Source organism: Streptomyces sp. NPDC013317, assembly GCF_055563155.1.
Genome location: NZ_JBVHDX010000002.1, coordinates 227,512 through 249,063 on the forward strand (window position 1 = coordinate 227,512; position 21,552 = coordinate 249,063).

18 protein-coding genes are annotated in these 21,552 nt (G+C 72.4%); 3 read left to right on the forward strand and 15 right to left on the reverse strand.

Translation table 11 applies throughout. From position 1 onward, the window contains the following. Window positions 1-30: 30 nt before the first annotated feature. The 3 genes from ACZ3IJ_RS05785 to ACZ3IJ_RS05795 all read right to left on the reverse strand — a co-directional run bounded on the left by ACZ3IJ_RS05785 (window position 31) and on the right by ACZ3IJ_RS05795 (window position 5,096). Window positions 31-597, reverse strand: coding sequence for a GNAT family N-acetyltransferase (locus ACZ3IJ_RS05785; protein ID WP_467466433.1), 567 nt, complete (start codon window positions 595-597; stop codon window positions 31-33). Further along, window positions 575-2,821, reverse strand: coding sequence for an MMPL family transporter (locus ACZ3IJ_RS05790; RefSeq protein WP_467466434.1), 2,247 nt, complete (start codon window positions 2,819-2,821; stop codon window positions 575-577). Before ACZ3IJ_RS05790 ends, ACZ3IJ_RS05785 begins: the two co-directional genes overlap by 23 nt. Before the next feature lie 196 nt (window positions 2,822-3,017). Beyond that, window positions 3,018-5,096: a phosphocholine-specific phospholipase C gene (locus ACZ3IJ_RS05795; protein ID WP_467466435.1), complete on the reverse strand. Its 2,079-nt coding sequence runs from the start codon at window positions 5,094-5,096 to the stop codon at window positions 3,018-3,020. 214 nt (window positions 5,097-5,310) lie between these two features. Here ACZ3IJ_RS05795 and ACZ3IJ_RS05800 point away from each other — a divergent pair, with 214 nt between their 5' ends. After that, window positions 5,311-5,931, forward strand: coding sequence for a TOPRIM nucleotidyl transferase/hydrolase domain-containing protein (locus tag ACZ3IJ_RS05800; RefSeq protein ID WP_467466436.1), 621 nt, complete (start codon window positions 5,311-5,313; stop codon window positions 5,929-5,931). 127 nt (window positions 5,932-6,058) lie between these two features. Here ACZ3IJ_RS05800 and gatB read toward each other — a convergent pair whose 3' ends face one another. The 9 genes from gatB to ACZ3IJ_RS05845 form a co-directional block, all read right to left on the reverse strand. Then, window positions 6,059-7,570 carry an Asp-tRNA(Asn)/Glu-tRNA(Gln) amidotransferase subunit GatB gene (gene gatB, locus ACZ3IJ_RS05805; protein ID WP_467466437.1) on the reverse strand — a complete coding sequence of 504 codons (1,512 nt, stop codon included), beginning with the start codon at window positions 7,568-7,570 and terminating at the stop codon, window positions 6,059-6,061. Window positions 7,571-7,586: 16 nt separating this feature from the next. After that, on the reverse strand, window positions 7,587-7,820 hold the full coding sequence (locus ACZ3IJ_RS05810; protein ID WP_189513203.1) for a hypothetical protein: 234 nt from the start codon (window positions 7,818-7,820) through the stop codon (window positions 7,587-7,589). Window positions 7,821-7,825: 5 nt separating this feature from the next. Further along, window positions 7,826-9,325, reverse strand: a complete 1,500-nt coding sequence (gene gatA, locus ACZ3IJ_RS05815) for an Asp-tRNA(Asn)/Glu-tRNA(Gln) amidotransferase subunit GatA (protein ID WP_467466438.1) — start codon at window positions 9,323-9,325, stop codon at window positions 7,826-7,828. A gap of 4 nt (window positions 9,326-9,329) precedes the next feature. Beyond that, window positions 9,330-9,626 carry an Asp-tRNA(Asn)/Glu-tRNA(Gln) amidotransferase subunit GatC gene (gene gatC / locus ACZ3IJ_RS05820; RefSeq protein WP_015036350.1) on the reverse strand — a complete coding sequence of 99 codons (297 nt, stop codon included), beginning with the start codon at window positions 9,624-9,626 and terminating at the stop codon, window positions 9,330-9,332. 97 nt (window positions 9,627-9,723) lie between these two features. Continuing rightward, the gene (locus tag ACZ3IJ_RS05825; protein WP_467466439.1) at window positions 9,724-11,865 is read right to left on the reverse strand and encodes a putative bifunctional diguanylate cyclase/phosphodiesterase; all 2,142 of its coding nucleotides are present in this window, start codon (window positions 11,863-11,865) and stop codon (window positions 9,724-9,726) included. 262 nt (window positions 11,866-12,127) lie between these two features. Next, window positions 12,128-14,308, reverse strand: coding sequence for an NAD-dependent DNA ligase LigA (gene ligA / locus ACZ3IJ_RS05830; protein ID WP_467466440.1), 2,181 nt, complete (start codon window positions 14,306-14,308; stop codon window positions 12,128-12,130). 34 nt (window positions 14,309-14,342) lie between these two features. Continuing rightward, on the reverse strand, window positions 14,343-15,356 hold the full coding sequence (locus tag ACZ3IJ_RS05835; protein ID WP_467466441.1) for a methionine synthase: 1,014 nt from the start codon (window positions 15,354-15,356) through the stop codon (window positions 14,343-14,345). Between the two features lie 11 nt (window positions 15,357-15,367). After that, window positions 15,368-16,066 carry an SDR family oxidoreductase gene (locus ACZ3IJ_RS05840; RefSeq protein WP_467466442.1) on the reverse strand — a complete coding sequence of 233 codons (699 nt, stop codon included), beginning with the start codon at window positions 16,064-16,066 and terminating at the stop codon, window positions 15,368-15,370. Window positions 16,067-16,073: 7 nt separating this feature from the next. After that, window positions 16,074-16,613, reverse strand: coding sequence for an LOG family protein (locus tag ACZ3IJ_RS05845; RefSeq protein WP_467466443.1), 540 nt, complete (start codon window positions 16,611-16,613; stop codon window positions 16,074-16,076). 97 nt (window positions 16,614-16,710) lie between these two features. Here ACZ3IJ_RS05845 and ACZ3IJ_RS05850 point away from each other — a divergent pair, with 97 nt between their 5' ends. Continuing rightward, window positions 16,711-17,496, forward strand: a complete 786-nt coding sequence (locus ACZ3IJ_RS05850) for an alpha/beta fold hydrolase (protein ID WP_467466444.1) — start codon at window positions 16,711-16,713, stop codon at window positions 17,494-17,496. Window positions 17,497-17,536: 40 nt separating this feature from the next. On the opposite strand, the gene mnmA is transcribed toward ACZ3IJ_RS05850, so the two are convergent. Further along, complete coding sequence (gene mnmA / locus ACZ3IJ_RS05855) at window positions 17,537-18,673, reverse strand: tRNA 2-thiouridine(34) synthase MnmA (protein ID WP_467466445.1); 1,137 nt, start codon at window positions 18,671-18,673, stop codon at window positions 17,537-17,539. A 61-nt stretch (window positions 18,674-18,734) separates the two neighbouring features. Here mnmA and ACZ3IJ_RS05860 point away from each other — a divergent pair, with 61 nt between their 5' ends. Next, the gene (locus ACZ3IJ_RS05860; RefSeq protein WP_467466446.1) at window positions 18,735-19,385 is read left to right on the forward strand and encodes an N-acetylmuramoyl-L-alanine amidase; all 651 of its coding nucleotides are present in this window, start codon (window positions 18,735-18,737) and stop codon (window positions 19,383-19,385) included. On the opposite strand, the gene ACZ3IJ_RS05865 is transcribed toward ACZ3IJ_RS05860, so the two are convergent. Both ACZ3IJ_RS05865 and ACZ3IJ_RS05870 read right to left on the reverse strand, forming a co-directional pair. Continuing rightward, window positions 19,378-20,541, reverse strand: coding sequence for a cysteine desulfurase family protein (locus tag ACZ3IJ_RS05865; RefSeq protein WP_467466447.1), 1,164 nt, complete (start codon window positions 20,539-20,541; stop codon window positions 19,378-19,380). The two genes, ACZ3IJ_RS05860 and ACZ3IJ_RS05865, sit on opposite strands and share 8 nt — an antisense overlap. Window positions 20,542-20,678: 137 nt before the next feature. Then, window positions 20,679-21,533 carry a thioesterase family protein gene (locus ACZ3IJ_RS05870; protein ID WP_467466448.1) on the reverse strand — a complete coding sequence of 285 codons (855 nt, stop codon included), beginning with the start codon at window positions 21,531-21,533 and terminating at the stop codon, window positions 20,679-20,681. Window positions 21,534-21,552: the final 19 nt, after the last annotated feature.

Genomic DNA, 21,552 nt, shown 5'->3' on the forward strand with positions numbered 1-21,552 from the left:
GCGTCTTAACGAAGAGCCATGGGCGAGCCCTCAGGCCGCCTGCTCGGCCCTGAGGACCTTCCACTCCGGCGCGAGCACCGACCAGACCTCCATGTCGAGGCGGCGGCCCCGGTACGCGTAGCTCTCGCGCAGGACGCCGTCCCGCGTCATCCCGAGCCGTCGGGCCACCGCGATGCTGCTCTCGTTCTTCGAGGAGACCAGCCACTCGACGCGGTGGATGGAGCGTTCGCCGATCGCCCAGTCGATGATCGTCCGCGCGGCCCGGGTGACCAGGCCCCTGCCGACGGCCGACGGCTCCAGCCAGCAGCCGGCCTCGGCCGTTCCCTGGTTCACGTCCATCGCGCGGAAGAGCACACCGCCGACGAGGGTGCCCTCGCTCCAGATGCCGTAGATCCGGCCCGCGTCGTTCGCGGCCTTCTCGGCGTACGCCTGGAGGAAGGAGCGGGCCGAGTCGAGGTCCGCGACCACGTCGGCGAGGGCGATGTGCTCCCCGACGTACTCCCGTCCCCGGTCCATGTGGGTGAGGAACTCCTCGGCGTACGAGGGCTCCAGCGGCCTCAGTTCGGCGCCGTCGTCACCCAGCGATATCGCGAACACTGTTGTCGTCCTCCGCAGTCCAGACCGTCACACGCTGTGCGGGGATCTTCGCACGGGCGTCGGCGGCGGCGCGGGACTCCGGCGGTTCGATGCTGATCCGGGGCAGCCGGCGGTCGAGCCAGCGGGGCAGCCACCAGTTCGCCCCGCCGAGCATGTGCATGAGCGCCGGTACGAGGAGGGTCCGCAGGACGAAGGCGTCCAGAGCCACGGCCGCGGCGAGCGCGATGCCGAACATCGCGACGACCCGGTCGCCGGAGAGGACGAAGGCGAGGAAGACGGAGATCATGATGACCGCCGCGGAGTTGATCACGCGGCTGGTCTCGGCGAGCCCGACCCGGACCGCGCGCCGGTTGTCGCCGGTCTCCAGCCACTCCTCGTACATCCGGCTGACCAGGAAGACCTGGTAGTCCATGGAGAGCCCGAAGAGCACCGACACCATGATGACCGGCAGGAAGGGTTCGATCGGGCCCGCGCTGCCGAGGCCGAGTAGCTCGCTCCCCCAGCCCCACTGGAAGACCGCGACGACGATGCCGAAGGCGGAGGCGACGGCGGCGACGTTCATCAGCGCGGCCTTCAGCGGGATGCCGAGGGACCGGAAGGCGACCAGGAGCAGCAGACAGCCGAGCGCGATGACGACGCCCACGAAGAGCGGCAGCTTGCCGACGATGATCTCGGCGAAGTCGTCGTAGGAGGCGGTGACGCCACCGACGTGGACATCGAGCGAGGTGCCCTGCTCGGCCGCCGGGAGCACGTCCGCGCGCAGCCGGTCGACGAGGTCGCTCGTGGACTTCGACTGCGGTGAGGAGTCCGGTACGACGGTCAGGACGGCGGTGTCACCGCCGCTGTTGTAGACGACCGGGGAGACGGAGTCGACACCGCGGGTGTGCGCCAGCTCGGCCGGCAGCTCGCCCATCGCGACACGGTCGTCGGCGCCGTCGATCTCGGCGACGAGGGTGAGCGGCCCGTTGACGCCCGGCCCGAAGCCGTCGGCCAGCAGGTCGTACGCCTGTCGGGTGGTCGCCGTGGCCGGGCCGTTGCCCTGGTCGGAGGTGCCGAGGTGGAGGGAGAAGGTCGGCAGGGCCAGGACCAGCATGACGACGGCGGCGACCGCGCCGAGCAGCTTGGGGTGGCGCTCGACGAAGGCGGACCAGCGCGCGGCGAAGCCGGTCGGAAGCTCGGGCTGCGGCCCGTGCTCGGCGAGGTGCCGGCGCTCGCGGCGGGAGAGCGCCCGCATCCCGATGAGGGAGAGCAGCGCGGGCAGCAGGGTGACGGAGGCGGCGACCGTGAGGACCACGGTCAGCGAGGCGGCGATGGCGACGCCGTTGAGGAAGCTGAGCCGCAGGATGAGCATGCCGAGGAGGGCGATGCAGACGGTCGCGCCGGCGAAGACGACGGCCCGGCCGGTGGTCGCCACCGCGATCTGCGCGGATTCGGGGACCGACAGCCCGCGTTTGAGCCCCTTGCGGTGGCGCGTGACGATGAAGAGCGCGTAGTCGATGCCGACGCCGAGGCCGATGAGCATGCCCAGCATCGGGGCGAAGTCGGCGACGGTCATGACGTGGCCGAGGAGCACGATCCCGGAGTACGCGATGCCGACGCTGACGAGCGCGGTGGCGATGGGGAGCGCGGAGGCGGCGAGCGAGCCGAAGGCGAGGAAGAGGACGACGGCCGCGACGACGACGCCGACGGCCTCGGCGACATGGCCGCCGGAGGCTTCGGTGAGGGCGACGGCGCTGCCGCCGAGCTCGACCTGGAGGTGGTCGGAGGCGGCCCCGCGGGCCGTGTCGACCAGGGCCTGGGCCTGCGCCTTCGGGATGTCGTCGGCCTGCGCGTCGAAGATCACGGGGGCGTAGGCGGTCCGCCCGTCCTCGCTGATCTGCGCCTGGGAGGCCGGGCCGTCGGCGTACGGGGAGGTCACGGAGGCGATGCCGGGCAGTTCGGCGACCTCGTCGAGCACCTCGGTCATGCGCTGCTCGACACCGGTGGCGCGGACGCTGCCCTGGTCGGTGTGCCAGACGATCGTGTTGCTGTCGCCGCCGGCGCCGGGGAAGCCCTTCTCGAGGAGGGCGGTGGCACGACCCGACTCGGTGCCGGGGACCTCGTAGTCGTTGGAGTAGGCCGAGCCCGCTGCCGATGCTCCGGCGACGGCTCCGCCGAGGGCGATGAGCCAGAGCAGGACGGCGACGAGGCGGTGCTTGATGCACCACCGTGCGATGGCTGCCAAAGGACGTGCTCCCTGGTGGTTCGTGGATCTTTACCGGGGAACAGCCCGCAAAGAACGCATGACCTGGATAAGGCCACTGTTGCAGCCTTAAGAGATTCTTTGTCCCTTTCGTGTCGTTACTCACAGGGGTGCGCGGAAGCTCGGGCCGTTGGTCCCGGGCTCCCGCGCGTGCCGCCCGGGGGAGGCGTCGGGCGGGTCAGCCGGAGACGCTCGCCCGCCCGTTCTCGATGTGCCCCATGAGCCGCCGGCGGAAGCCGCCGGGAGCGGTCACCTCGACGTCGTACCAGCCGTGCGCGTCGGCCGCCGAGTGGACGAGGGTGCGGCTCCGGCCGGGCTTCACGGTGACGGTACGGGTCCAGTCGCGCAGGTCGTCGCGGTCCACGTAGCCGAGCGGGCGGACGGTGAAGGAGACCGGCGCGGTGCCCGTGTTCCGTACGGTGAGGTGCAGGTCACGGTCATGATGGTCGATGTGCGAGGCGAGGTCGGCGCCGCCCGTGGCAGGTCCCTCGAACTCGCGGCGGAAGCCGTTCGGGCCGGTGATCGTGAATCGGTAGTGATCACGCGTGAGGGGCACGGCCCACTGCGCCTCGCCCCTGACGTCCCGGTGCTGGGGGACGGCGAACTCGCCCGCGTACGGGTACAGCGCGAAGTGCGCGGAGGCCTTTCCGCTGTTCTTCAGGCCGACGGTGATCGCGCCGGCGCCGACGCGCGCCTGGGCGTCCGGCTGGTACGGCAGCGGGCGGGCCGGGCGGGTGCCCGGCTCCTGGACCGGCATCTGCTGGACGGCCGGGGGCTGCGGCCGCCAGCGGCCGGAGAACGGCGGGATCGGGCCGGGCTCCTCGACGGCGGGCTGCCGGTGCGCGCGCCGGAAGTCGAAGGCGGAGGTCAGGTCGCCTGTGACGGCCCGCCGCCACGGGGTGATGTTGGGTTCCTCGATACCGGTGAGCCGCTCCAGGAACCGGATCACGGAGGTGTGGTCGAAGGTCTCGGAGCAGACGTAGCCGCCCACCGACCAGGGCGAGACGACGAGCAGCGGGACGCGGATGCCGAGACCGGTGGGCAGGCCCTTCCAGCGCTCGTCCGTGTCGTCGGCCGGCGGGACGGGCGGCGGCACGTGGTCGAAGAAGCCGTCGTTCTCGTCGTAGTTGATCAGGACGACGGTGTGGCGCCAGACGTCCGGGTGTGAGCCGAGGGCGTCGAGCACCTTGTAGACGAGCGAGGCCGAGGCGATCGGCGAGGAGGAACCGGGGTGCTCGGAGTCGATCGCGGACGGGACGAGGTACGAGACCTCCGGGAGCGTCCCGGCGGCCACGTCGGCGCGGAAGGTGTCGGCGAGCTTCCCGGTCTCGACACGGCGCAGACCGCGCTCGAAGAGCGAGCGCTCGGCGGCGGTGAGCGTGGCGACGCCGTCCTCCAGGGCGGCGAGGAGCCTGGCCCGCTCGCTCGGGTCCTCCGTGTCGCGCACGGCGGCGTAGAAGGACTCCATGAAGGTGTGCCCGCCGGTGGCGGCGAGGGCCTTGCGGGCGATCTTCTTGAACGAGGTGAAGAACTCGATGTTGTTGTCGGTGAAGTTCTCCCACTCGGTGTACGTCTTCCAGCTCCGCCCGGCCGCTTCGAGGCGCTCGGCGTAGGTGGGCCAGGGGTAGCCGGGATGGGTGCCCTCGGCGTACGCGGCGTTGGTGACGGCGCGGCTGCCGTCGGCCTCGTAGCCGGTCCAGCCGGACCAGAGGTGGTTGCGGTTGGGGCTCGTCGAGGTGTGGGTGGACGAGTGGTAGGCGTCGCAGATGGTGAAGGTGTCGGCGAGTTCGTAGTGCAACGGGATGTCCCGGCGGTCGTAGTACGCCATCGTCGCCGCGGTCTTCGCGGAGACCCAGCCGTCCATCCAGCCGTCGTGCCAGGCCTTGGCGCCGCCGCTCCAGGAGTGGTCGAGGTCGCCGATGTACTGGAGGTCCTTCTTCTGCGTCTCGGCGGCGCCGCGGATCGGGAACGGCAGGACCGTCCGACCGAGGGCGGCAGGCTGCTCGAACACGGGTGTGCCGGAGGGGAGTTGGATCGCGTTGCGGTCGCCGAAGCCGCGGACACCGCGGAGGGTGCCGAAGTAGTGATCGAAGGAACGGTTCTCCTGCATCAGGATCACGACGTGGCGGACGGCCGACATACCCCCGGCCGGCGGTCCCGCGGCGATCGCCTCCTGGAGCGACGGCGGGAGCAGCGAGCCTGCGGCGGCGGCGCCGAGCGCGCCTCCGCCCAGCGCGAGGACCCTGCGGCGGGACATGCGGGCATTCTCGGGGGACAAGACCGACCTCCAGTCGACGGCCAATGGTTCGCCTTCGAGCCATTGGGTGGTACTCCGGGGACGGTAGTGAGGCCGGATGACGCGCGGAAGACCCGACGCGGACCGGGCGGTGAACGTCCAACAGCCTCCGACAGGAGTCCAAGGCCGGAAATATTCGGTGCCGTACAGGCCGACGGGTGTGCAGACTCGGTCCATGGCGGACATGTGGGCGTTCCGGGACGCGGTCGGTGACTGGGCGGCGGGCGGTGACGGCGGGCCGGCGCGGGAACTGGCCGCGCAACTGGGGCTGCGGACGGCGGTGCTGCTGGAGGGGCCGAGCGACCTCGCGGCCGTGGAGACGCTGGCCGCCCGGCGCGGCCGGGACCTGGCCGCCGAGGGCGTGTCCGTGGTCGCGATGGGCGGGGCGATGAACGTGGGCCGCTACGCGGGCCTTCTGGGTCCGCCCGGGCTCGGGCTGCGCCTGACGGGACTGTGCGACGAGCGCGAGGCGCCGTACTACGACCGCGGCCTGGACCGGGCCGGAGCGCCGCGCGACGGCGTCTTCGTGTGCGTGGCGGACCTGGAGGACGAACTCCTCCGCACGCTGGGCACGGAGCGGGCCGAGCAGATCGTGCGGGCCGAGGACGACGACCTGCGCGCCTGGCAGACGTTCCTGCGCCAGCCCGCCCAGCACGGCCGGACCCGGCACCAGCAGCTGCGGCGCTTCCTCGGCACGAAGAAGGGCCGCAAAATCCGTTACGGCCGCCTCCTCGTCGAGGCCCTCTCCCCCGACCGAACCCCGGCCCCGCTCGACGACCTCTTCAGGAGCCTGTGACCGCCGGGCCGGCCGCCCGGCCGACCGCCCGGGCCCATCACGCCGGACACGCGAAACGCGAGAGGGCGGCTCCCCGGGCCGTGGAAGACCCGGGGCGCCGCCCTCGTACGCGTACGGAACCGGACGGTCAGCCCTCGCTGACGCCCAGCTTCTCCAGGATCAGGTCCTTCACGCGCGCCGCGTCCGCCTGGCCGCGGGTGGCCTTCATGACCGCGCCGACCAGGGCGCCGACCGCCGCGACCTTGCCGCCGCGGATCTTGTCGGCGATGCCGGCGTTGGCCGCGATGGCCTCGTCGACCGCCGTGCCGAGCGCGCCCTCGTCGGAGACGACCTTCAGGCCGCGCTTCTCGACGACCTCGTCCGGGCCGCCCTCGCCGGCCAGCACGCCCTCGATGACCTGACGGGCCAGCTTGTCGGTGAGGTCGCCGGAGGCCACGAGCTCGGTCACCCGGGCGACCTGCGCCGGGGTGATCGGCAGCTCGTCCAGGGCCGTGCCCGACTCGTTGGCGGAGCGGGCCAGCTCGCCCATCCACCACTTGCGGGCCTGGTCCGCCGGAGCACCGGCGTCCGTCGTCGCGACGATCAGGTCGACCGCGCCCGCGTTGAGGATCGACTGCATGTCGTGCTCGGAGACGCCCCACTCCTCACGGAGCCGGTTGCGGCGCACGCGCGGCAGCTCGGGCAGAGCGGCGCGCAGCTCCTCGACCCACGCGCGGGCCGGGGCGACGGGGACGAGGTCGGGCTCCGGGAAGTACCGGTAGTCCTCGGCGTTGTCCTTGATACGGCCGGACGTGGTGGAGCCGTCGTCCTCGTGGAAGTGACGGGTCTCCTGCACGATCGTGCCACCGGAGGAGAGCACGGCCGCGTGGCGCTGGATCTCGAAGCGCGCCGCGCGCTCCACGGAGCGGAGCGAGTTGACGTTCTTCGTCTCCGAGCGGGTGCCGAAGACCGTGGTGCCGTTGGGGCGCAGCGACAGGTTCACGTCGCAGCGCATCTGGCCCTTGTCCATGCGCGCCTCGGAGACGCCCAGCGCGCGGATCAGCTCGCGCAGCTCGGCGACGTACGCCTTGGCGACCTCGGGGGCCCGCTCGCCCGCACCCTCGATCGGCTTGGTGACGATCTCGATGAGCGGGATGCCCGCGCGGTTGTAGTCGAGCAGCGAGTGCGAGGCGCCGTGGATCCGGCCCGTCGCGCCGCCGATGTGCGTCGACTTGCCGGTGTCCTCCTCCATGTGGGCGCGCTCGATCTCCACGCGGAAGATCTCCCCGTCCTCCAGCTGGACGTCCAGATAGCCGTTGAAGGCGATCGGCTCGTCGTACTGCGAGGTCTGGAAGTTCTTCGGCATGTCCGGGTAGAAGTAGTTCTTCCGGGCGAAGCGGCACCACTCGGCGATCTCGCAGTTCAGCGCGAGGCCGATCTTGACGGCCGACTCGACGCCGATCGCGTTGACGACCGGGAGCGAGCCGGGCAGGCCGAGACAGGTGGGGCAGGTCTGCGAGTTGGGCTCGGCGCCCAGCTCGGTCGAGCAGCCGCAGAACATCTTGGTCTTCGTGCCGAGCTCGACATGGACCTCCAGGCCCATGACGGGGTCGTACGCAGCGAGCGCCGCGTCGTACGACAGCAGTTCAGTGACGGTCACAGTGAGACTTTCCCTCTCAGCCCAGCAGGACGTCGTCGTCGCCCAGGCGCTTCAGCTCCCGGTAGAGGATCGCCAGGCCGGTAACGATGGCGGCGGCGGACACGGCGGAGTCGATCAGCCGCAGCATGTCGTTGTCGTTGCGGGCCATCTTGGCCTGCTTCGCGACGCTGATGGCACCGAACGCGGTGGTCGCCAGCGAGACGTAGACGCCGGTCTTCGACTTCTTGAAGTTCTTGGCCTTCTTTGCCATGGCACTCACAGCGACGGAGCCTCCTCAAGCAGTGGGTGACCCCACTTTTCCACGAAGGCGGCCTCGACGGCGGCGCCGACCTTGTACAGCCGGTCGTCCTTCATGGCGGGGGCGATGATCTGCAGGCCGACCGGCAGGCCGTCCTCCGGCGCGAGGCCGCAGGGCAGCGACATGGCGGCGTTGCCCGCCAGGTTGGTCGGGATGGTGCACAGGTCCGCGAGGTACATGGCCATCGGGTCGTCGGCGCGCTCGCCGATGGGGAAGGCGGTGGTCGGGGTCGTCGGGGAGACGATCACGTCCACCTGCTCGAAGGCCTGCTCGAACTCGCGGGTGATGAGCGTGCGGACCTTCTGCGCCGAGCCGTAGTACGCGTCGTAGTAGCCGGAGCTCAGCGCGTACGTACCGAGGATGATGCGGCGCTTGACCTCGTCGCCGAAGCCGGCCTCACGGGTGAGGGCGGTGACGTCCTCGGCCGACTTCGTGCCGTCGTCGCCGACCCGCAGGCCGTAGCGCATGGCGTCGAAGCGGGCCAGGTTGGAGGAGCACTCCGACGGCGCGATCAGGTAGTACGCCGAAAGGGCGAGGTCGAAGGTCGGGCAGTCCAGCTCGACGATCTCGGCGCCCAGCTCCCTGAGGAGCTCGACGGACTCGTCGAAGCGCTGCACGACACCGGCCTGGTAGCCCTCGCCGCGGAACTGCTTGACGACACCGACGCGCATGCCGGCCACGGAGCCGTTGCGCGCGGCCTCGACGACCGGCGGGACCGGGGCGTCGATGGAGGTCGAGTCCAGCGGGTCGTGCCCGGCGATCGCCTCGTGCAGCAGGGCCGCGTCCAGGACCGTACGGGCGCAGGGGCCGCCCTGGTCGAGGGAGGAGGAGAAGGCCACCATGCCGAAGCGGGAGACCCCGCCGTAGGTCGGCTTGACGCCGACGGTGCCGGTGACGGCGGCGGGCTGGCGGATCGAGCCGCCGGTGTCCGTGCCGATGGCCAGGGGCGCCTCGTACGCGGCGAGCGCGGCGGAGGAGCCACCGCCGGAGCCGCCGGGGATCCGGGTGAGGTCCCAGGGGTTGCCGGTGGGGCCGTACGCGCTGTTCTCGGTGGAGGACCCCATGGCGAACTCGTCCATGTTGGTCTTGCCGAGGATGACGACGTCGGCGGCCTTGAGGTTCTTCACCAGGGTCGCGTCGTACGGCGGGATCCAGCCTTCGAGGATCTTCGAACCGACGGTCGTCGGCACGCCGGCGGTGGTGAAGATGTCCTTGAGCGCCAGCGGGACGCCGGCCAGCGGGCCGAGCTTCTCGCCCTTGGCGCGCTTCTCGTCCACGGCGCGGGCCTGGGCGAGGGCGCCCTCGCGGTCGACGTGCAGGAAGGCGTGGACCTTCTCGTCGACGGCCTCGATCCGGGCGAGGTGGGCCTCGGTCACCTGGACGGCGGTCAGCTCGCCGGAGGCGATCTTCCCGGCGATCTCGGCGGCCGTGAGCTTGATGATGGTGCTGTCCGTCATGTGATTAGTCCTCCCCCAGGATCTGCGGCACCTTGAAACGCTGCTGCTCCTGGGCCGGGGCGCCGGAGAGCGCCTGCTCGGGGGTGAGCGACGGACGGACCTCGTCCGCGCGCATGACGTTCGTCAGCGGCAGCGGGTGGGAGGTCGGCGGTACGTCTTGGTCGGCGACCTCGGAGACGCGGGCGACCGCGCCGATGATGTCGTCGAGCTGACCGGCGAAGTGATCGAGCTCTTCGCCCTTCAGCTCCAGACGCGCCAGCCGTGCGAGGTGGGCGACCTCCTCGCGCGTGATGCCAGGCATGCGATCCTCACGGGGTGAGTCTGATGGTGTTGGCCCCAATCCTATGGGGCCCGCACCGCTGCCCGTGAAACGGTGCGCACCGCCGCCCGCCGCGCGGCTACTGCACCACCTGGCCGGAGGGCTGGTCGAGGTCCGCGGCCGCTGCCGCCTCGGCGGCCTGCAGCGCGGCCTCCTCCGAGGGTCGGCGCCAGCCGCGCTCGCCCCGGGCCAGCAGCCAGGCGGTGGTCTCGGCCGGGGGCATCGCGGCGGCCACCAGCCAGCCCTGGACGGCGTCGCAGCCCAGGTCCCGCAGGCGCTCCCAGGTCTCGTCGTCCTCGACGCCCTCGGCGACCACGAGCAGGCCGAGGGAGTGGGCGAGGTCCAGGGTGCAGCGCACGATCTCGGCGTCCTCGGCGTCGACGGCGAGCCGGGCGACGAAGGAACGGTCGATCTTCAGCTCGCTCACCGGGAGGCGCCGGAGGTGGACGAGGGAGGAGTAGCCGGTGCCGAAGTCGTCCAGGGACATCTTCACGCCGTGGCCGGTCAGCCCGGCCATCGTGTCGGCGGCGCGCTGCGGGTCCTCCAGGAGCACGTGCTCCGTTATCTCCAGCTGCAGGGCCCCCGCCGGGACGCCGTGCCGGGCGAGCCGGGCTGCGACCGCGCCGGCGAAGCCGGGGGTGTGGACGTCCCGGGGCGAGACGTTGACGGCCACAGGAACGTTCAACCCCTGGGCACGCCACCGGGCGACCTGCGCGAGCGCGGTCTCCAGGACGTACTCGGTGAGGTGGGGCATCAGGCCCGAGGACTCGGCGATGGCGATGAACTCGTCCGGGGGGACCCGGCCGCGCTCCGGGTGCACCCAGCGCACCAGGGCCTCCAGGCCGGCGACCTGCCCGTCGAAGCGGACCTTGGGCTGGTAGTGGAGCTCGACCTCGCCGGCGTCCAGGGCGCGGCGGAGGTCGCCGAGGAGGCCGAGCCGGTCGGGGGTGTTGGAGTCGCGCTTCGACTCGTACACCTCGACGCCCGTACGGTCCCGCTTGGCCTGGTACATCGCGACGTCGGCCCGGCGCAGCAGCCCCTCGGCGTCGAGCGCGTGGTCGGGGAAGACCGCGACGCCCGCGCTGGCCTCCAGGACGAGGGTGAGGCCGTCCAGGTCGAGCGGCGAGGAGAGCTCGGCGACCAGGTGGCGGGCGACCCGCTGGGCGCTGGTGGTGGAGTCCGCGGTGGGGAGCAGGACGGCGAACTCGTCGCCGCCGAGCCGCGCCGCCTCCGCGCCGCGCGGCAGGGCGAGCTTGAGCCGCTCGGCGATCTGGAGCAGCAGCCGGTCCCCGGCGAGATGGCCGAGGGTGTCGTTGACCGAGCGGAAACGGTCGAGGTCGATCAGGACGAGCGCGGAGCGGGCGCCCTCTCCCTCGGCCTCCTCCAGGGCGGTCCAGGCCCGCTCCAGGAGCCACTGCCGGTTCGGCAGGCCGGTGAGCGGGTCGCGCAGCTGCTCCTCGGCACGGGCGCGGGCGATCCAGAGCGTGGAGTCGAGGGCGATGAGCGGGACCGCGAAGAGCGGCAGCAGCAGTGGCTGCGCGACGGCGACGACGCAGATCAGCGGGGCGATGCCGAGCAGGGCGACGGCGACGAGACCCTGGCGGAGCAGGGCGGTGCGCGCGACGGTCGGCAGGCCGCCGCCGCGGGGCGAGAGGGCGTACCACAGGAGGAGCCTGGTCACCACGAGGTAGGTCCCGGCGGCGAGCACGACTTCCGGTACGTCGGCGATCCCCCAGTCGGGGGGCTGCCAGGGGTGCTCGACGGTCGGTACGTCTCCGAACGCGGCGAGGACCAGGGCCGCCGCGCCGACGCCGAGGACGTCCACGGCGCCGTGCAGCAGGCCCTGGCGCCAGCGGTGCCGGCGGGCCGCGCCGACGAGGAGCACGACGGCCATGGAGACGAGTCCGGCGGGCACCCAGCCGTAGAGGAGCAGGACGGCGAGGGTGAGGGCGGCGCCCGAGCCGGTCCCGCCCCACCAGCGGTCGCGGCCGAGGGCGACCAGGTGTCCGACGATGAGTCCGGTGAGGACGGCGAGGGACCAGCCCTCGGCACCGCCGGGGAACAGACCGTGCCCGGCGCTCAGCACGTGGTAGAGCCCGGTGACGAGCGCCCCGGCGGCGAGCCCCACCACGGCTCCGGGAAGCCCGGAGGTGATGCCCACGAAGGCCGCGCGTGCACGCGGCCGTGAGACCGGGGCGGCGGCACTCTCGGTCGGTTTCATTCCGTCCCTCTCACAGCCGGCGGTGCCGTTGCAACGCGATGGGCCGTTGTCATGCCGCCACGACCGGCAGAGCCCTCACTCGGCCGTGTGCGACAGACGCACGGTCTCAACACTAGGCCGCGGAGGGCTCCGACGGGCAGCGCTCTCCATCTCTTGCCCGAATGCGACCTGGCCACCCGTAACGATCTGGTATGCGCCGAACGGGTGATGTTCGCGCGCTGGTCTCCCCGGCTCCCTCGCGGGCTCCCCCGGCCCCCGCCGGCTATCCCTCGACCGGAACCGCCGCCTCCCGAGCGGCCTCGGGCCCTTGTTCGAGCAGCACGGCGAAGCCGGCCTCGTCGAGGACCGGAACCTTCAGCTGCATCGCCTTGTCGTACTTGGAACCGGGGTTCTCGCCCACCACCACGAAGTCGGTCTTCTTCGAAACGGAACCGGTCACCTTCGCTCCGCGGCTCTGCAGCGACTCTTTTGCGCCATCCCTGGTGAAGTTCTGCAGCGTGCCGGTGACGACGACGGTCAGCCCCTCCAGCGGGCGCGGCCCCTGGTCCTCGCCGGCGCCCTCGTCCTCGAACGCCACCCCCGCCGCACGCCACTTGCGCACGATCTCGCGGTGCCAGTCCTCGGAGAACCAGTCCTTCACCGCCGTGGCGATGATCCCGCCGACCCCGTCGACCGCCGCCAGCTCCTCCTGGCTCGCCTGCTCGATGCGGTCGAGGGAGCGGAACTCGCGGGCCAGCGCCTGGGCGGCCACGGGCCCCACGTGCCGGATGGAGAGGCCGTTGATGAACCGGGCGAGCGGGCGGCTCTTGGCGGCCTCGATGTTGGCCAGCATGGCAAGCGCGTTCTTCTTCGGCTCGCCCTTCTGGTTGGCGAAGACCGTGACGACCTTCTCCTCCCCGGTCTTCGGGTCCCGCTTCGGCAGCCCGCTGTCCGGGTCGAGGACGTACGCCTTGATCGGCAGGAGCCGCTCGATGGTGAGGTCGAAGAGATCGCCCTCGTCGACCACCGGGGGCTCGGTCGGCTCCAGGGGCCGGGTCAGCGCGGCCGCGGCCACCGCGCCGAAGTTCTCGATGTCCAGGCACTCACGGCCCGCCAGATAGAAGAGACGTTCACGCAGTTGGGCGGGGCAGGTCCGCGCGTTGGGGCAGCGCAGATCGATGTCGCCCTCCTTCATGGCCCGCAGCGGCGTGCCGCACTCGGGGCACTCGGCGGGCATCACGAACTCCCGCTCGCTGCCGTCCCGGAGGTCGGCGACGGGGCCGAGGATCTCCGGGATCACGTCACCGGCCTTGCGCAGCACGACCGTGTCACCGATCAGCACACCCTTGGCCTTCACCACCTCCTGGTTGTGGAGGGTGGCGAACTCGACCTCGGAACCGGCGACCGTGACCGGCTCCACCTGGGCGTACGGAGTGACCCGGCCCGTCCGGCCGACACCGACCTTGATGTCGACCAGCTTGGTGTTGACCTCCTCGGGCGCGTACTTCCACGCGATCGCCCAGCGCGGGGCGCGCGCGGTGGAGCCCAGCCGGCCCTGGAGCGGGATCTCGTCCAGCTTGACGACGACCCCGTCGATCTCGTGCTCCACGGAGTGACGGTTCTCGCCGAAGTACGCGATGAACTCCCGTACCTCGTCGAGCGAGGCGACGACCCGGTTGTGCCGGGCGGTCGGCATGCCCCACTCGCGCAGCAGCTCGTACGCCTGGCTGAGGCGGTCGATGTCGAAGCCCTCACGGGCGCCGATGCCGTGGACGACCATGCGGAGCGGGCGGGTCGCGGTGACCTTCGGATCCTTCTGCCGGAGCGAACCGGCCGCCGCGTTGCGCGGGTTGGCGAAGGGCTTGTCGCCGGCCTCCACGAGACGCGCGTTCAGCCCTTCGAAGGCCTCCATCGGGAAGTAGACCTCGCCCCGGATCTCCACGAGGGCCGGGACGCGGTCCCCGTGCAGACGCTCCGGGATGTCGGCGATCGTACGGACGTTGGGCGTGATGTCCTCACCGGCCCGGCCGTCGCCGCGGGTGGCGGCCCGGGTCAGCCTGCCGCGCTCGTACGTCAGGTTGACCGCGAGGCCGTCGACCTTCAGCTCGCACAGCAGGTGGTAGTCGGGCGTGCCGACGTCACGGGCGGTGCGCTCGGCCCAGGCGGCGAGCTCCAGGTCGTCGAAGGCGTTGTCCAGGGAGAGCATGCGCTCCCGGTGCTCGACGGAGGTGAACTCCGTCTCGTACTGCCCCGCGACCTTCTGGGTCGGCGAGTCCGGCGTGCGCAGCTCGGGGTACTCCTCCTCCAGCGCCTCCAGGGAGCGGAGGAGCTTGTCGAACTCGCCGTCGCTGATGACCGGCTGGTCCTTCACGTAGTACCGGAAGCGGTGCTGCTCGACCTGCTCGGCCAGGTCGGCGTGCTTCTCCCGTGCCTCGGCGGGCAGGGCCCCCTGTTCGACTGCCACCGTTACTCGTCCTCCCGTTTGCCTCTGACCGAAGTCACTCAGGGTTGTCCGCGAGCGATCTCGCCGCCCGGACGCAGTGGGCGAGCGCCGCGCGGGCGTACGCGGGCGAAGCACCCGCGAGACCGCACGTCGGGGTGACCACCACGGACTCGGCGAGAGTCCCCGGATTCAGCCCCAGCCTGCGCCACAGCGTCCTGACACCCATGACGCTACCGCCCGGGTCGGACAATGCCGTGTCGGTGGACGGCACCACGCCCACGAAGAGCTTGGTACCGGCCTCGACGGCCTCACCGATGGGCTCCTCGTCACGTTCGGTGAGGAGACCGAAGTCGAACGAGACCCCGGCGACACCGGCCCGTCGCAGCAGCCCGAACGGCACCTCGGGGGCACAGGAGTGGACGACGACCGGACCGTCGTGGACCGCCACCACGTCGCGCAGGGCGCTCTCGACGACCTGCCGGTCGACCGCGCGGTACGTGCGGTAGCCGGAGGCGGTACGGACCCGGCCGCGCAGGACGGCCGTGAGGGAGGGCTCGTCGAGCTGGAGGACGAGCCGGGCGCCGGGGATCCGCTTGCGGAGCTCGGCGAGGTGGGCGCGCAGGCCCTCGGCGAGGGAGCCGGTGAGGTCCCGGCAGGCGCCCGGGTCGCCGAGGGCGGCCTCGCCGCCGCGCAGTTCGAGCGCCGCGGCCAGCGTCCAGGGCCCCACGGCCTGGACCTTGAGCGGGCCCTCGTACCCCTGGGTGAACTCCTCCAGGGCGTCCAGGTCCTCCCCCAGCCAGGAGCGGGCCCGCCGGGTGTCGCGGCCCGGCCGGTCGCTGACCCGCCAGCCGCTCGGCTCCACGTGCGCGTACATCTCGACGAGCAGCCCGATGGTCCGCCCGATCATGTCGGCGCCGGGGCCGCGCGCGGGCAGTTCGGCGAGGAGGGGGAAGTCCTCGAAGGAACCGGTGACGGTCCTGGCGGCCTCGCGGGCGTCACCGCCGGGCAGGGAGCCGACGCCGGTGGCGGGCCCCCAGGTGAACACTTGCTGCTCGCTCGTGTCGCTCACTCTTCTGCTTCCTACCGTCCCGGACGGACTGTCAGGTCGTTGATCTCGGCGTCGCGCGGCAGGTCGACGGCCGTGAGGATCGTGGTCGCGACCGACTCGGGGTCGATCCACTTCGAGGGGTCGTACTCCTTGCCCTCCTGGGAGTGCACCTTCGCCTGCATGGGGCTGGCGGTGCGGCCGGGGTAGACCGAGGTGACCCGCACCCCGTTGCCGTGCTCCTCGTGGCGGAGCGAGTCGGCGAGCGCCTTCAGGCCGTGCTTGGAGGCCGCGTAGGCGCTCCAGTCGGCGTGGGCGCTGAGCCCGGCACCGGAGTTGACGAAGACCACGTGGCCCTGGGAGACGCGGAGCTGGGGCAGGAAGTGCCGGGTCAGCTCGGCGGGGGCGACGAGGTTGACGTTGAGCTGGTGGCGCCAGGTCTTGGGGGTGAGGTCGCCCACCGGGCCGAGGTCGACCACGCCCGCGATGTGGAGGAGGGTGTCGACCCGCTCGGGCAGGCTCTGGTGCGAGAACGCCCAGGAGAGCCGGTCGGGGTCGGCGAGATCGCCGACGAGCGTCCTGGCGCCGGGGAACTCGGCGGCGAGCTCCTTGGCCCGGCCGGCGTCGCGCGCGTGGAGCACGAGTTCGTCCCCGCGCGCGTGGAGCCGTCGCGCGACCGCCGCGCCGATGCCGGAACCTGCCCCGGTGATCACATGAGTAGCCATGGGGACCATGGTCCCATCACCGTGCGGCGATCGACTCCTCCAGGTAGGCGAGAGCGGATGGGCCGTCCTCGGCGAAGAACACCAGGTCGGCGAGAGGGAGGGGCAGGAAGCCCTCCGCCTCCATGCGCTGGAACTGCGCCTTCAGGCCGTCGTAGAACCCGGCCGTGTTCAGCAGGACCACCGGCTTGGTGTGCTTGCCGTGCTTCCTCAGCTCCAGGACCTCGGTGGCCTCGTCGAGGGTGCCGGTGCCGCCCACCATGATCACGATCGCGTCGGACTTGGCCAGGAGCAGCGCCTTCCGCTCGGCGAGGTCCTTGGCCACGATCATCTGGTCGGCTCCGGGCCGGGCCTTGGCGGCGAGGAAGTCGACCGAGACGCCGACGAGCCGGCCGCCCGTCCTCTCCACCCCGTCCGCGACGACCTTCATCAGGCCGACGTCGGACCCGCCCCACACCAGGGTGTGGCCCGCCTTGCCGAGCCGTTCGGCGAAGTCGCGGGCGGGGGCGGTGTAGCGCTCGTCGAGCTCGGCGGCCGAGAGGAAGACGCAGATGTTCATGGCCCCCACCGTATCCCTGACCTCGGCTTTCAAGATTCTTCGGGGAATTTCCGTCCCGCGGCGATGAGTTCTACGCCCCCGTCCGGTCAGCACTGCCATGGACGAGATGAGCGGGACTCTGCACAGGTTCCGGGGGCGGGTCAGGTCCGCGGACGGGACGCGGATCGCGTACGAGCGGCGCGGGGAAGGGGCCCCGGTGATCCTCGTGGGCGGGGCCCTGTCGACGGCGGGGACGGAACGGCCGCTGGCCGATCTGCTGGCGCCGCACTACTCGGTGGTGACGTACGACCGGCGGGGGCGCGGCCGGAGTGGTGACACCGGTCCGTACGGGGTGCGGCGGGAGTTCGACGACCTGGCCGCGCTGATCGACGCGGTGGGCGGCCGGGCGTTCGTGCACGGCGTCTCGACGGGCGGGGCGCTGGCCCTCGCGGCGGCGGGCGGCGGGGTGCCGATCGAGCGGCTGTCCGTCTACGAACCGCCGTTCTCGACGGAGGCCGGTGCCGGTGACGCCTTCGCGTGGCGGCGGCGCCGGCTGGCCGGGCTGCTCGACCGCGGGCAGCACGGCGCCGCCGTCGAGATGTTCCTGAGGGACGAGGCGGTGCCGGTGCAGGACGGGCCACGGCTGGAGGCCGTCGCGCACACCCTGGCGTACGACCACGAGGTACTGGGCGACGGGACGGTGCCGGCGGCGCGGCTGGGGCGGGTCCACACGCGCGCGCTCGTCGTCGACGGCGGTTCGAGCCCGGCTCGGACGCGTCGCGCGGCCTTGGCGGTCGCGAGGGCCCTCCCCCGGGGCCGTCACCGCACCCTGACGGGCCAGACACACCAGGTGGCGCCGCACGTCCTCGCGCCGGTCCTCGAGGACTTCTTCGAGGAGGAGTGACCCGGGGCGTGACGCCTCGGGTGACGGTGGCGCGTCTGCCTCAGACCGTCGCCGTCGCCGTCGCCCCGCGCCGTACCGTCGTCGCGATCGTCGCCGAGCCCACCACGCGTGTGTCGTCGTACAGCACGATCGCCTGGCCGGGGGCCACGCCGCGGACCGGCTCGTCGAAGGTGACCGTCAGCCCGCCGTCCACCAGCGCCGCCGTCACCGCCGTCTCACCGCCGTGGGCGCGCAGCTGCGCGGTGTAGCGGCCGGAGCCCTCCGGAGCCGTGCCGCACCAGCGGGGCTTGATCGCCGTGAGGCCCGTGACGTCGAGCGCCTCGACGGGACCCACGGTGACCGTGTTGTTCACGGGCGAGATGTCCAGGACGTAGCGCGGCTTGCCGTCCGGCGCCGGGTGCCCGATCCGCAGGCCCTTGCGCTGGCCGATCGTGAAGCCGTACGCGCCCTCGTGGGTGCCCACCTTCTCCCCCGACTCGTCGACGATGTCGCCCTCCGCCCGGCCGAGCCTGGAGGCCAGGAAGCCCTGGGTGTCGCCGTCGGCGATGAAGCAGATGTCGTGGCTGTCGGGCTTCTTCGCCACCGCGAGCCCACGACGCTCCGCCTCCGCCCGGATCTCGTCCTTGGTGGTGAGGGTGTCGCCCAGCGGGAACATCGCGTGGGCGAGCTGCTTCTCGTCCAGGACTCCGAGGACGTACGACTGGTCCTTGGCCATGTCGGAGGCGCGGTGCAGCTCGCGCGAGCCGTCCTCGTTGAGCACGACCGTGGCGTAGTGGCCGGTGCAGACCGCGTCGAAGCCGAGCGCGAGGGCCTTGTCGAGCAGCGCCGCGAACTTGATCTTCTCGTTGCAGCGCAGGCAGGGGTTGGGGGTGCGGCCCGCCTCGTACTCCGCGACGAAGTCGTCGACGACGTCCTCGCGGAAGCGCTCGGCGAGGTCCCAGACGTAGAAGGGGATGCCGATGACGTCGGCCGCGCGGCGGGCGTCGCGGGAGTCCTCGATGGTGCAGCAGCCGCGCGCACCGGTACGGAAGGACTGCGGGTTCGCGGAGAGCGCCAGGTGGACGCCGGTGACGTCGTGCCCGGCTTCGGCGGCCCGGGCGGCGGCGACGGCGGAGTCCACGCCGCCGGACATGGCGGCGAGGACACGGAGGGGGCGCTGCGGCGGAGTCTGAGTCATAGCCCTACCAGGGTACGGGGCTCCGGGAACCGCGGTCGCGTGAGTAAGCGTTGTCCTGCACATGGGGAGCGAGAAGAAGCGGGGGGTGGGACGGCGGGCCGTCCTGCTCGGCGGCGGCGCGGCCGTCCTCGGTACGGCGGCGCTGGCGCGTGACGAGCTGGCGCGCGCGTGGTGGCGGCTGCCGGGCACGGAGAAGGACCGGGTGGAGGGTGAGCTCGACCACAAGGGCGCGGACTGGTCGGCGGCGTCCCGGGCGAACTGGCGGCGGGCGGACCGCCCGGCCGACTACACGATCGACCGAGTGGTGATCCATGTCGTCCAGGGCAGCTACGCGAGTGCCCTGAAGGTCTTCAAGAACCCGGGGCACGGTGCCGCCACGCATTACGTCGTCCGCAAGGACGGGCACGTGGCGCAGATGATCCGTGAGCTCGACGTGGCGTTCCACGCGGGGAACCGGGACATGAACGAGCGGAGTATCGGGATCGAGCACGAGGGGTTCGTGGACCGTCCGCAGGACTTCACGGCGGCGATGTACGCCTCCTCGGCGCGGCTGACGGCGGGGATCTGCGGCCGGTACGGCATACCCGTGGACCGGGAGCACGTCATCGGGCACGTCGAGGTGCCCGGGACCGACCACACGGACCCCGGGCCGCACTGGGACTGGGACCGCTACATGAAGCTCGTACGGGAGGCTTCGAAGAGGGTCACGTGAGCCCGGCGGTGCGGGCGCGCTCGACGGCGGGGCCGATGGCGGCGGCGACCGCCGCGACGTCCTCCTTGGTGGAGGTGTGGCCGAGGGTGAAGCGCAGGGTGCCGCGGGCGAGGTCCGGGTCGGTGCCGGTGGCGAGCAGCACGTGGCTCGGCTGGGCGACGCCGGCGGTGCAGGCGGAGCCGGTCGAGCACTCGATGCCCTGGGCGTCGAGGAGCAGGAGGAGGGAGTCGCCCTCGCAGCCGGGGAAGGTGAAGTGGGCGTTGGCGGGGAGCCGGTCGACCGGGTCCCCGCCGAGGATCGCGTCGGGGACGGCGGCGAGGACGGCCGCGACGAGGTCGTCGCGCAGGGCGCCGATCTCGCGGGCGAACTCCTCGCGCCGCTCGGCGGCGAGCCGCCCGGCGACGGCGAAGGCGGCGATGGCGGGCGCGTCCAGGGTACCGGAGCGGACATGGCGCTCCTGGCCGCCGCCGTGGAGGACGGGCACGGGGCTGTACTCGCGGCCGAGGAGCAGCGCGCCGATGCCGTAGGGGCCGCCGATCTTGTGGCCGGAGACGGTCAGGGCGGCGAGGCCGGAGGCGCCGAAGTCGACCGGGAGCTGACCGAAGGCCTGGACGGCGTCGGCGTGCAGCGGGACGTCGAACTCGTCGGCGACGGCGGCGAGTTCGCGCACCGGCATGACGGTGCCGATCTCGTTGTTCGCCCACATGACGGTGGCGAGCGCGACGGTCTCGGGCTCGCGGGCGATCGCCTCGCGCAGGGCGCCGGGGTGCACGCGGCCGTACCGGTCGACGGGCAGGTACTCGACGGTGGCGCCCTCGTGCGTGGCGAGCCAGTCCACGGCGTCGAGCACGGCGTGGTGCTCGACGGGGCTGGCGAGGACGCGGGTGCGGGCGGGGTCGGCGTCACGGCGGGCCCAGTACAGGCCCTTGACGGCGAGGTTGTCGGCCTCGGTGCCGCCGGAGGTGAAGACGACCTCGCTGGGCCGCGCGCCCAGGGCGGCCGCGAGGGTCTCGCGCGCCTCCTCGACGACCCGCCGGGCGCGCCGCCCGGCCGCGTGCAGGGAGGATGCGTTGCCCGTGACGGCGAGCTGGGCGTTCATCGCCTCGATCGCCTCGGGGAGCATGGGCGTGGTCGCGGCGTGGTCGAGGTAAGCCATGGTGCCTCGATTCTACGAGGGCGGTGTCCCCCGCTGGGCCACGCCCCCGCGGCTCCCGCGTCGCCCGCGGGGCCGGCCCGCGGGCGGCGCCGCCGCACCGGCCCACCCCGCACCCTGACGCCGAGAAACCCCGAGGCTCAGTCGCGCGGCGCGCGGGCCAGTTGGCGGGACTGCGCGACGAGCCGGTCCGCGCTGTCCCAGACCTCCGCGTCCTCCTCCAGGAAGCCGCCGGCGAGGTTCCGCGTGGTGATGGAGACCCGCAGCGGTCCGGGGGCCGGGCGGCAGCGCACGTGCGTGGTGAGCTCGACGGTCGGGGTCCACCCCTTGAGGCCGAGCTCGAAGGAGGTCGGCGGCAGCGCGTCGACGGTGAGGAGCAGGGAGAGCGCGTCGGGCTCGCGGCCGTCGGCGAGCGCGAACCAGCCGCGCATCTCGCCCTTCCCCGACGGCGCGCCGATCGCCCAGCCGACGGTGGCCGGGTCGAGCTTGAGGTCGAGGCGGTCGGTGATGGCGTTGGAGCCGGGGATCGGCGGCCTGGGGCCGTCGGAGGGGCCGAAGCACTGGTCGAGGGGGGCGACGGCCGGGGGCGTGGCGGAGGTGCGGACGTCGTCGCTGAGCGCGTCGAGATCACCGTACGAGGCGAGGACGCGGATGCGCTCTACCTCGGTGCCGTCCTCGGCGTACTGGAAGAGGGACGCCTGGCCGGTCGAGAGCGTACGGCCGGTGCGGACGGTCTCCGTGCGGATCACGGCGGGGCCGGGCACGGACGGCGTGAGGTAGTGCGCCGAGATCGTGAACGGGTCCGGGTGCGGCAGGTGGTCGCCGAGGGCCCGGCCGAGCAGGGCGAGGAGGTAGCCGCCGTTGACGGCGTTGATGATCGTCCAGCCTGCGGAGAGGTCGGCGTCGTAGACACCGGGGGCGCGGAGGGTGACGGTGGTGTCGCGGTCGAACTCGCTGACCGCTTCGCTCGTCGTCGTCTCGATGCTCGTGCTCATGTCCCGACGGTACAACACG

Excerpts from the sequence above, each read along its gene's own strand:
- ACZ3IJ_RS05795 (WP_467466435.1), bottom strand. The coding sequence starts at position 5,096 with ATGTCCCGCCGCAGGGTCCTCGCGCTGGGCGGAGGCGCGCTCGGCGCC.
- ACZ3IJ_RS05800 (WP_467466436.1), top strand. The coding sequence starts at position 5,311 with ATGGCGGACATGTGGGCGTTCCGGGACGCGGTCGGTGACTGGGCGGCG.
- ACZ3IJ_RS05810 (WP_189513203.1), bottom strand. The coding sequence starts at position 7,820 with ATGGCAAAGAAGGCCAAGAACTTCAAGAAGTCGAAGACCGGCGTCTAC.
- gatA (WP_467466438.1), bottom strand. The coding sequence starts at position 9,325 with ATGACGGACAGCACCATCATCAAGCTCACGGCCGCCGAGATCGCCGGG.
- gatC (WP_015036350.1), bottom strand. The coding sequence starts at position 9,626 with ATGCCTGGCATCACGCGCGAGGAGGTCGCCCACCTCGCACGGCTGGCG.
- ACZ3IJ_RS05825 (WP_467466439.1), bottom strand. The coding sequence starts at position 11,865 with ATGAAACCGACCGAGAGTGCCGCCGCCCCGGTCTCACGGCCGCGTGCA.
- ACZ3IJ_RS05840 (WP_467466442.1), bottom strand. The coding sequence starts at position 16,066 with ATGGTCCCCATGGCTACTCATGTGATCACCGGGGCAGGTTCCGGCATC.
- ACZ3IJ_RS05845 (WP_467466443.1), bottom strand. The coding sequence starts at position 16,613 with ATGAACATCTGCGTCTTCCTCTCGGCCGCCGAGCTCGACGAGCGCTAC.
- ACZ3IJ_RS05850 (WP_467466444.1), top strand. The coding sequence starts at position 16,711 with ATGGACGAGATGAGCGGGACTCTGCACAGGTTCCGGGGGCGGGTCAGG.
- mnmA (WP_467466445.1), bottom strand. The coding sequence starts at position 18,673 with ATGACTCAGACTCCGCCGCAGCGCCCCCTCCGTGTCCTCGCCGCCATG.
- ACZ3IJ_RS05860 (WP_467466446.1), top strand. The coding sequence starts at position 18,735 with ATGGGGAGCGAGAAGAAGCGGGGGGTGGGACGGCGGGCCGTCCTGCTC.
- ACZ3IJ_RS05865 (WP_467466447.1), bottom strand. The coding sequence starts at position 20,541 with ATGGCTTACCTCGACCACGCCGCGACCACGCCCATGCTCCCCGAGGCG.
- ACZ3IJ_RS05870 (WP_467466448.1), bottom strand. The coding sequence starts at position 21,533 with ATGAGCACGAGCATCGAGACGACGACGAGCGAAGCGGTCAGCGAGTTC.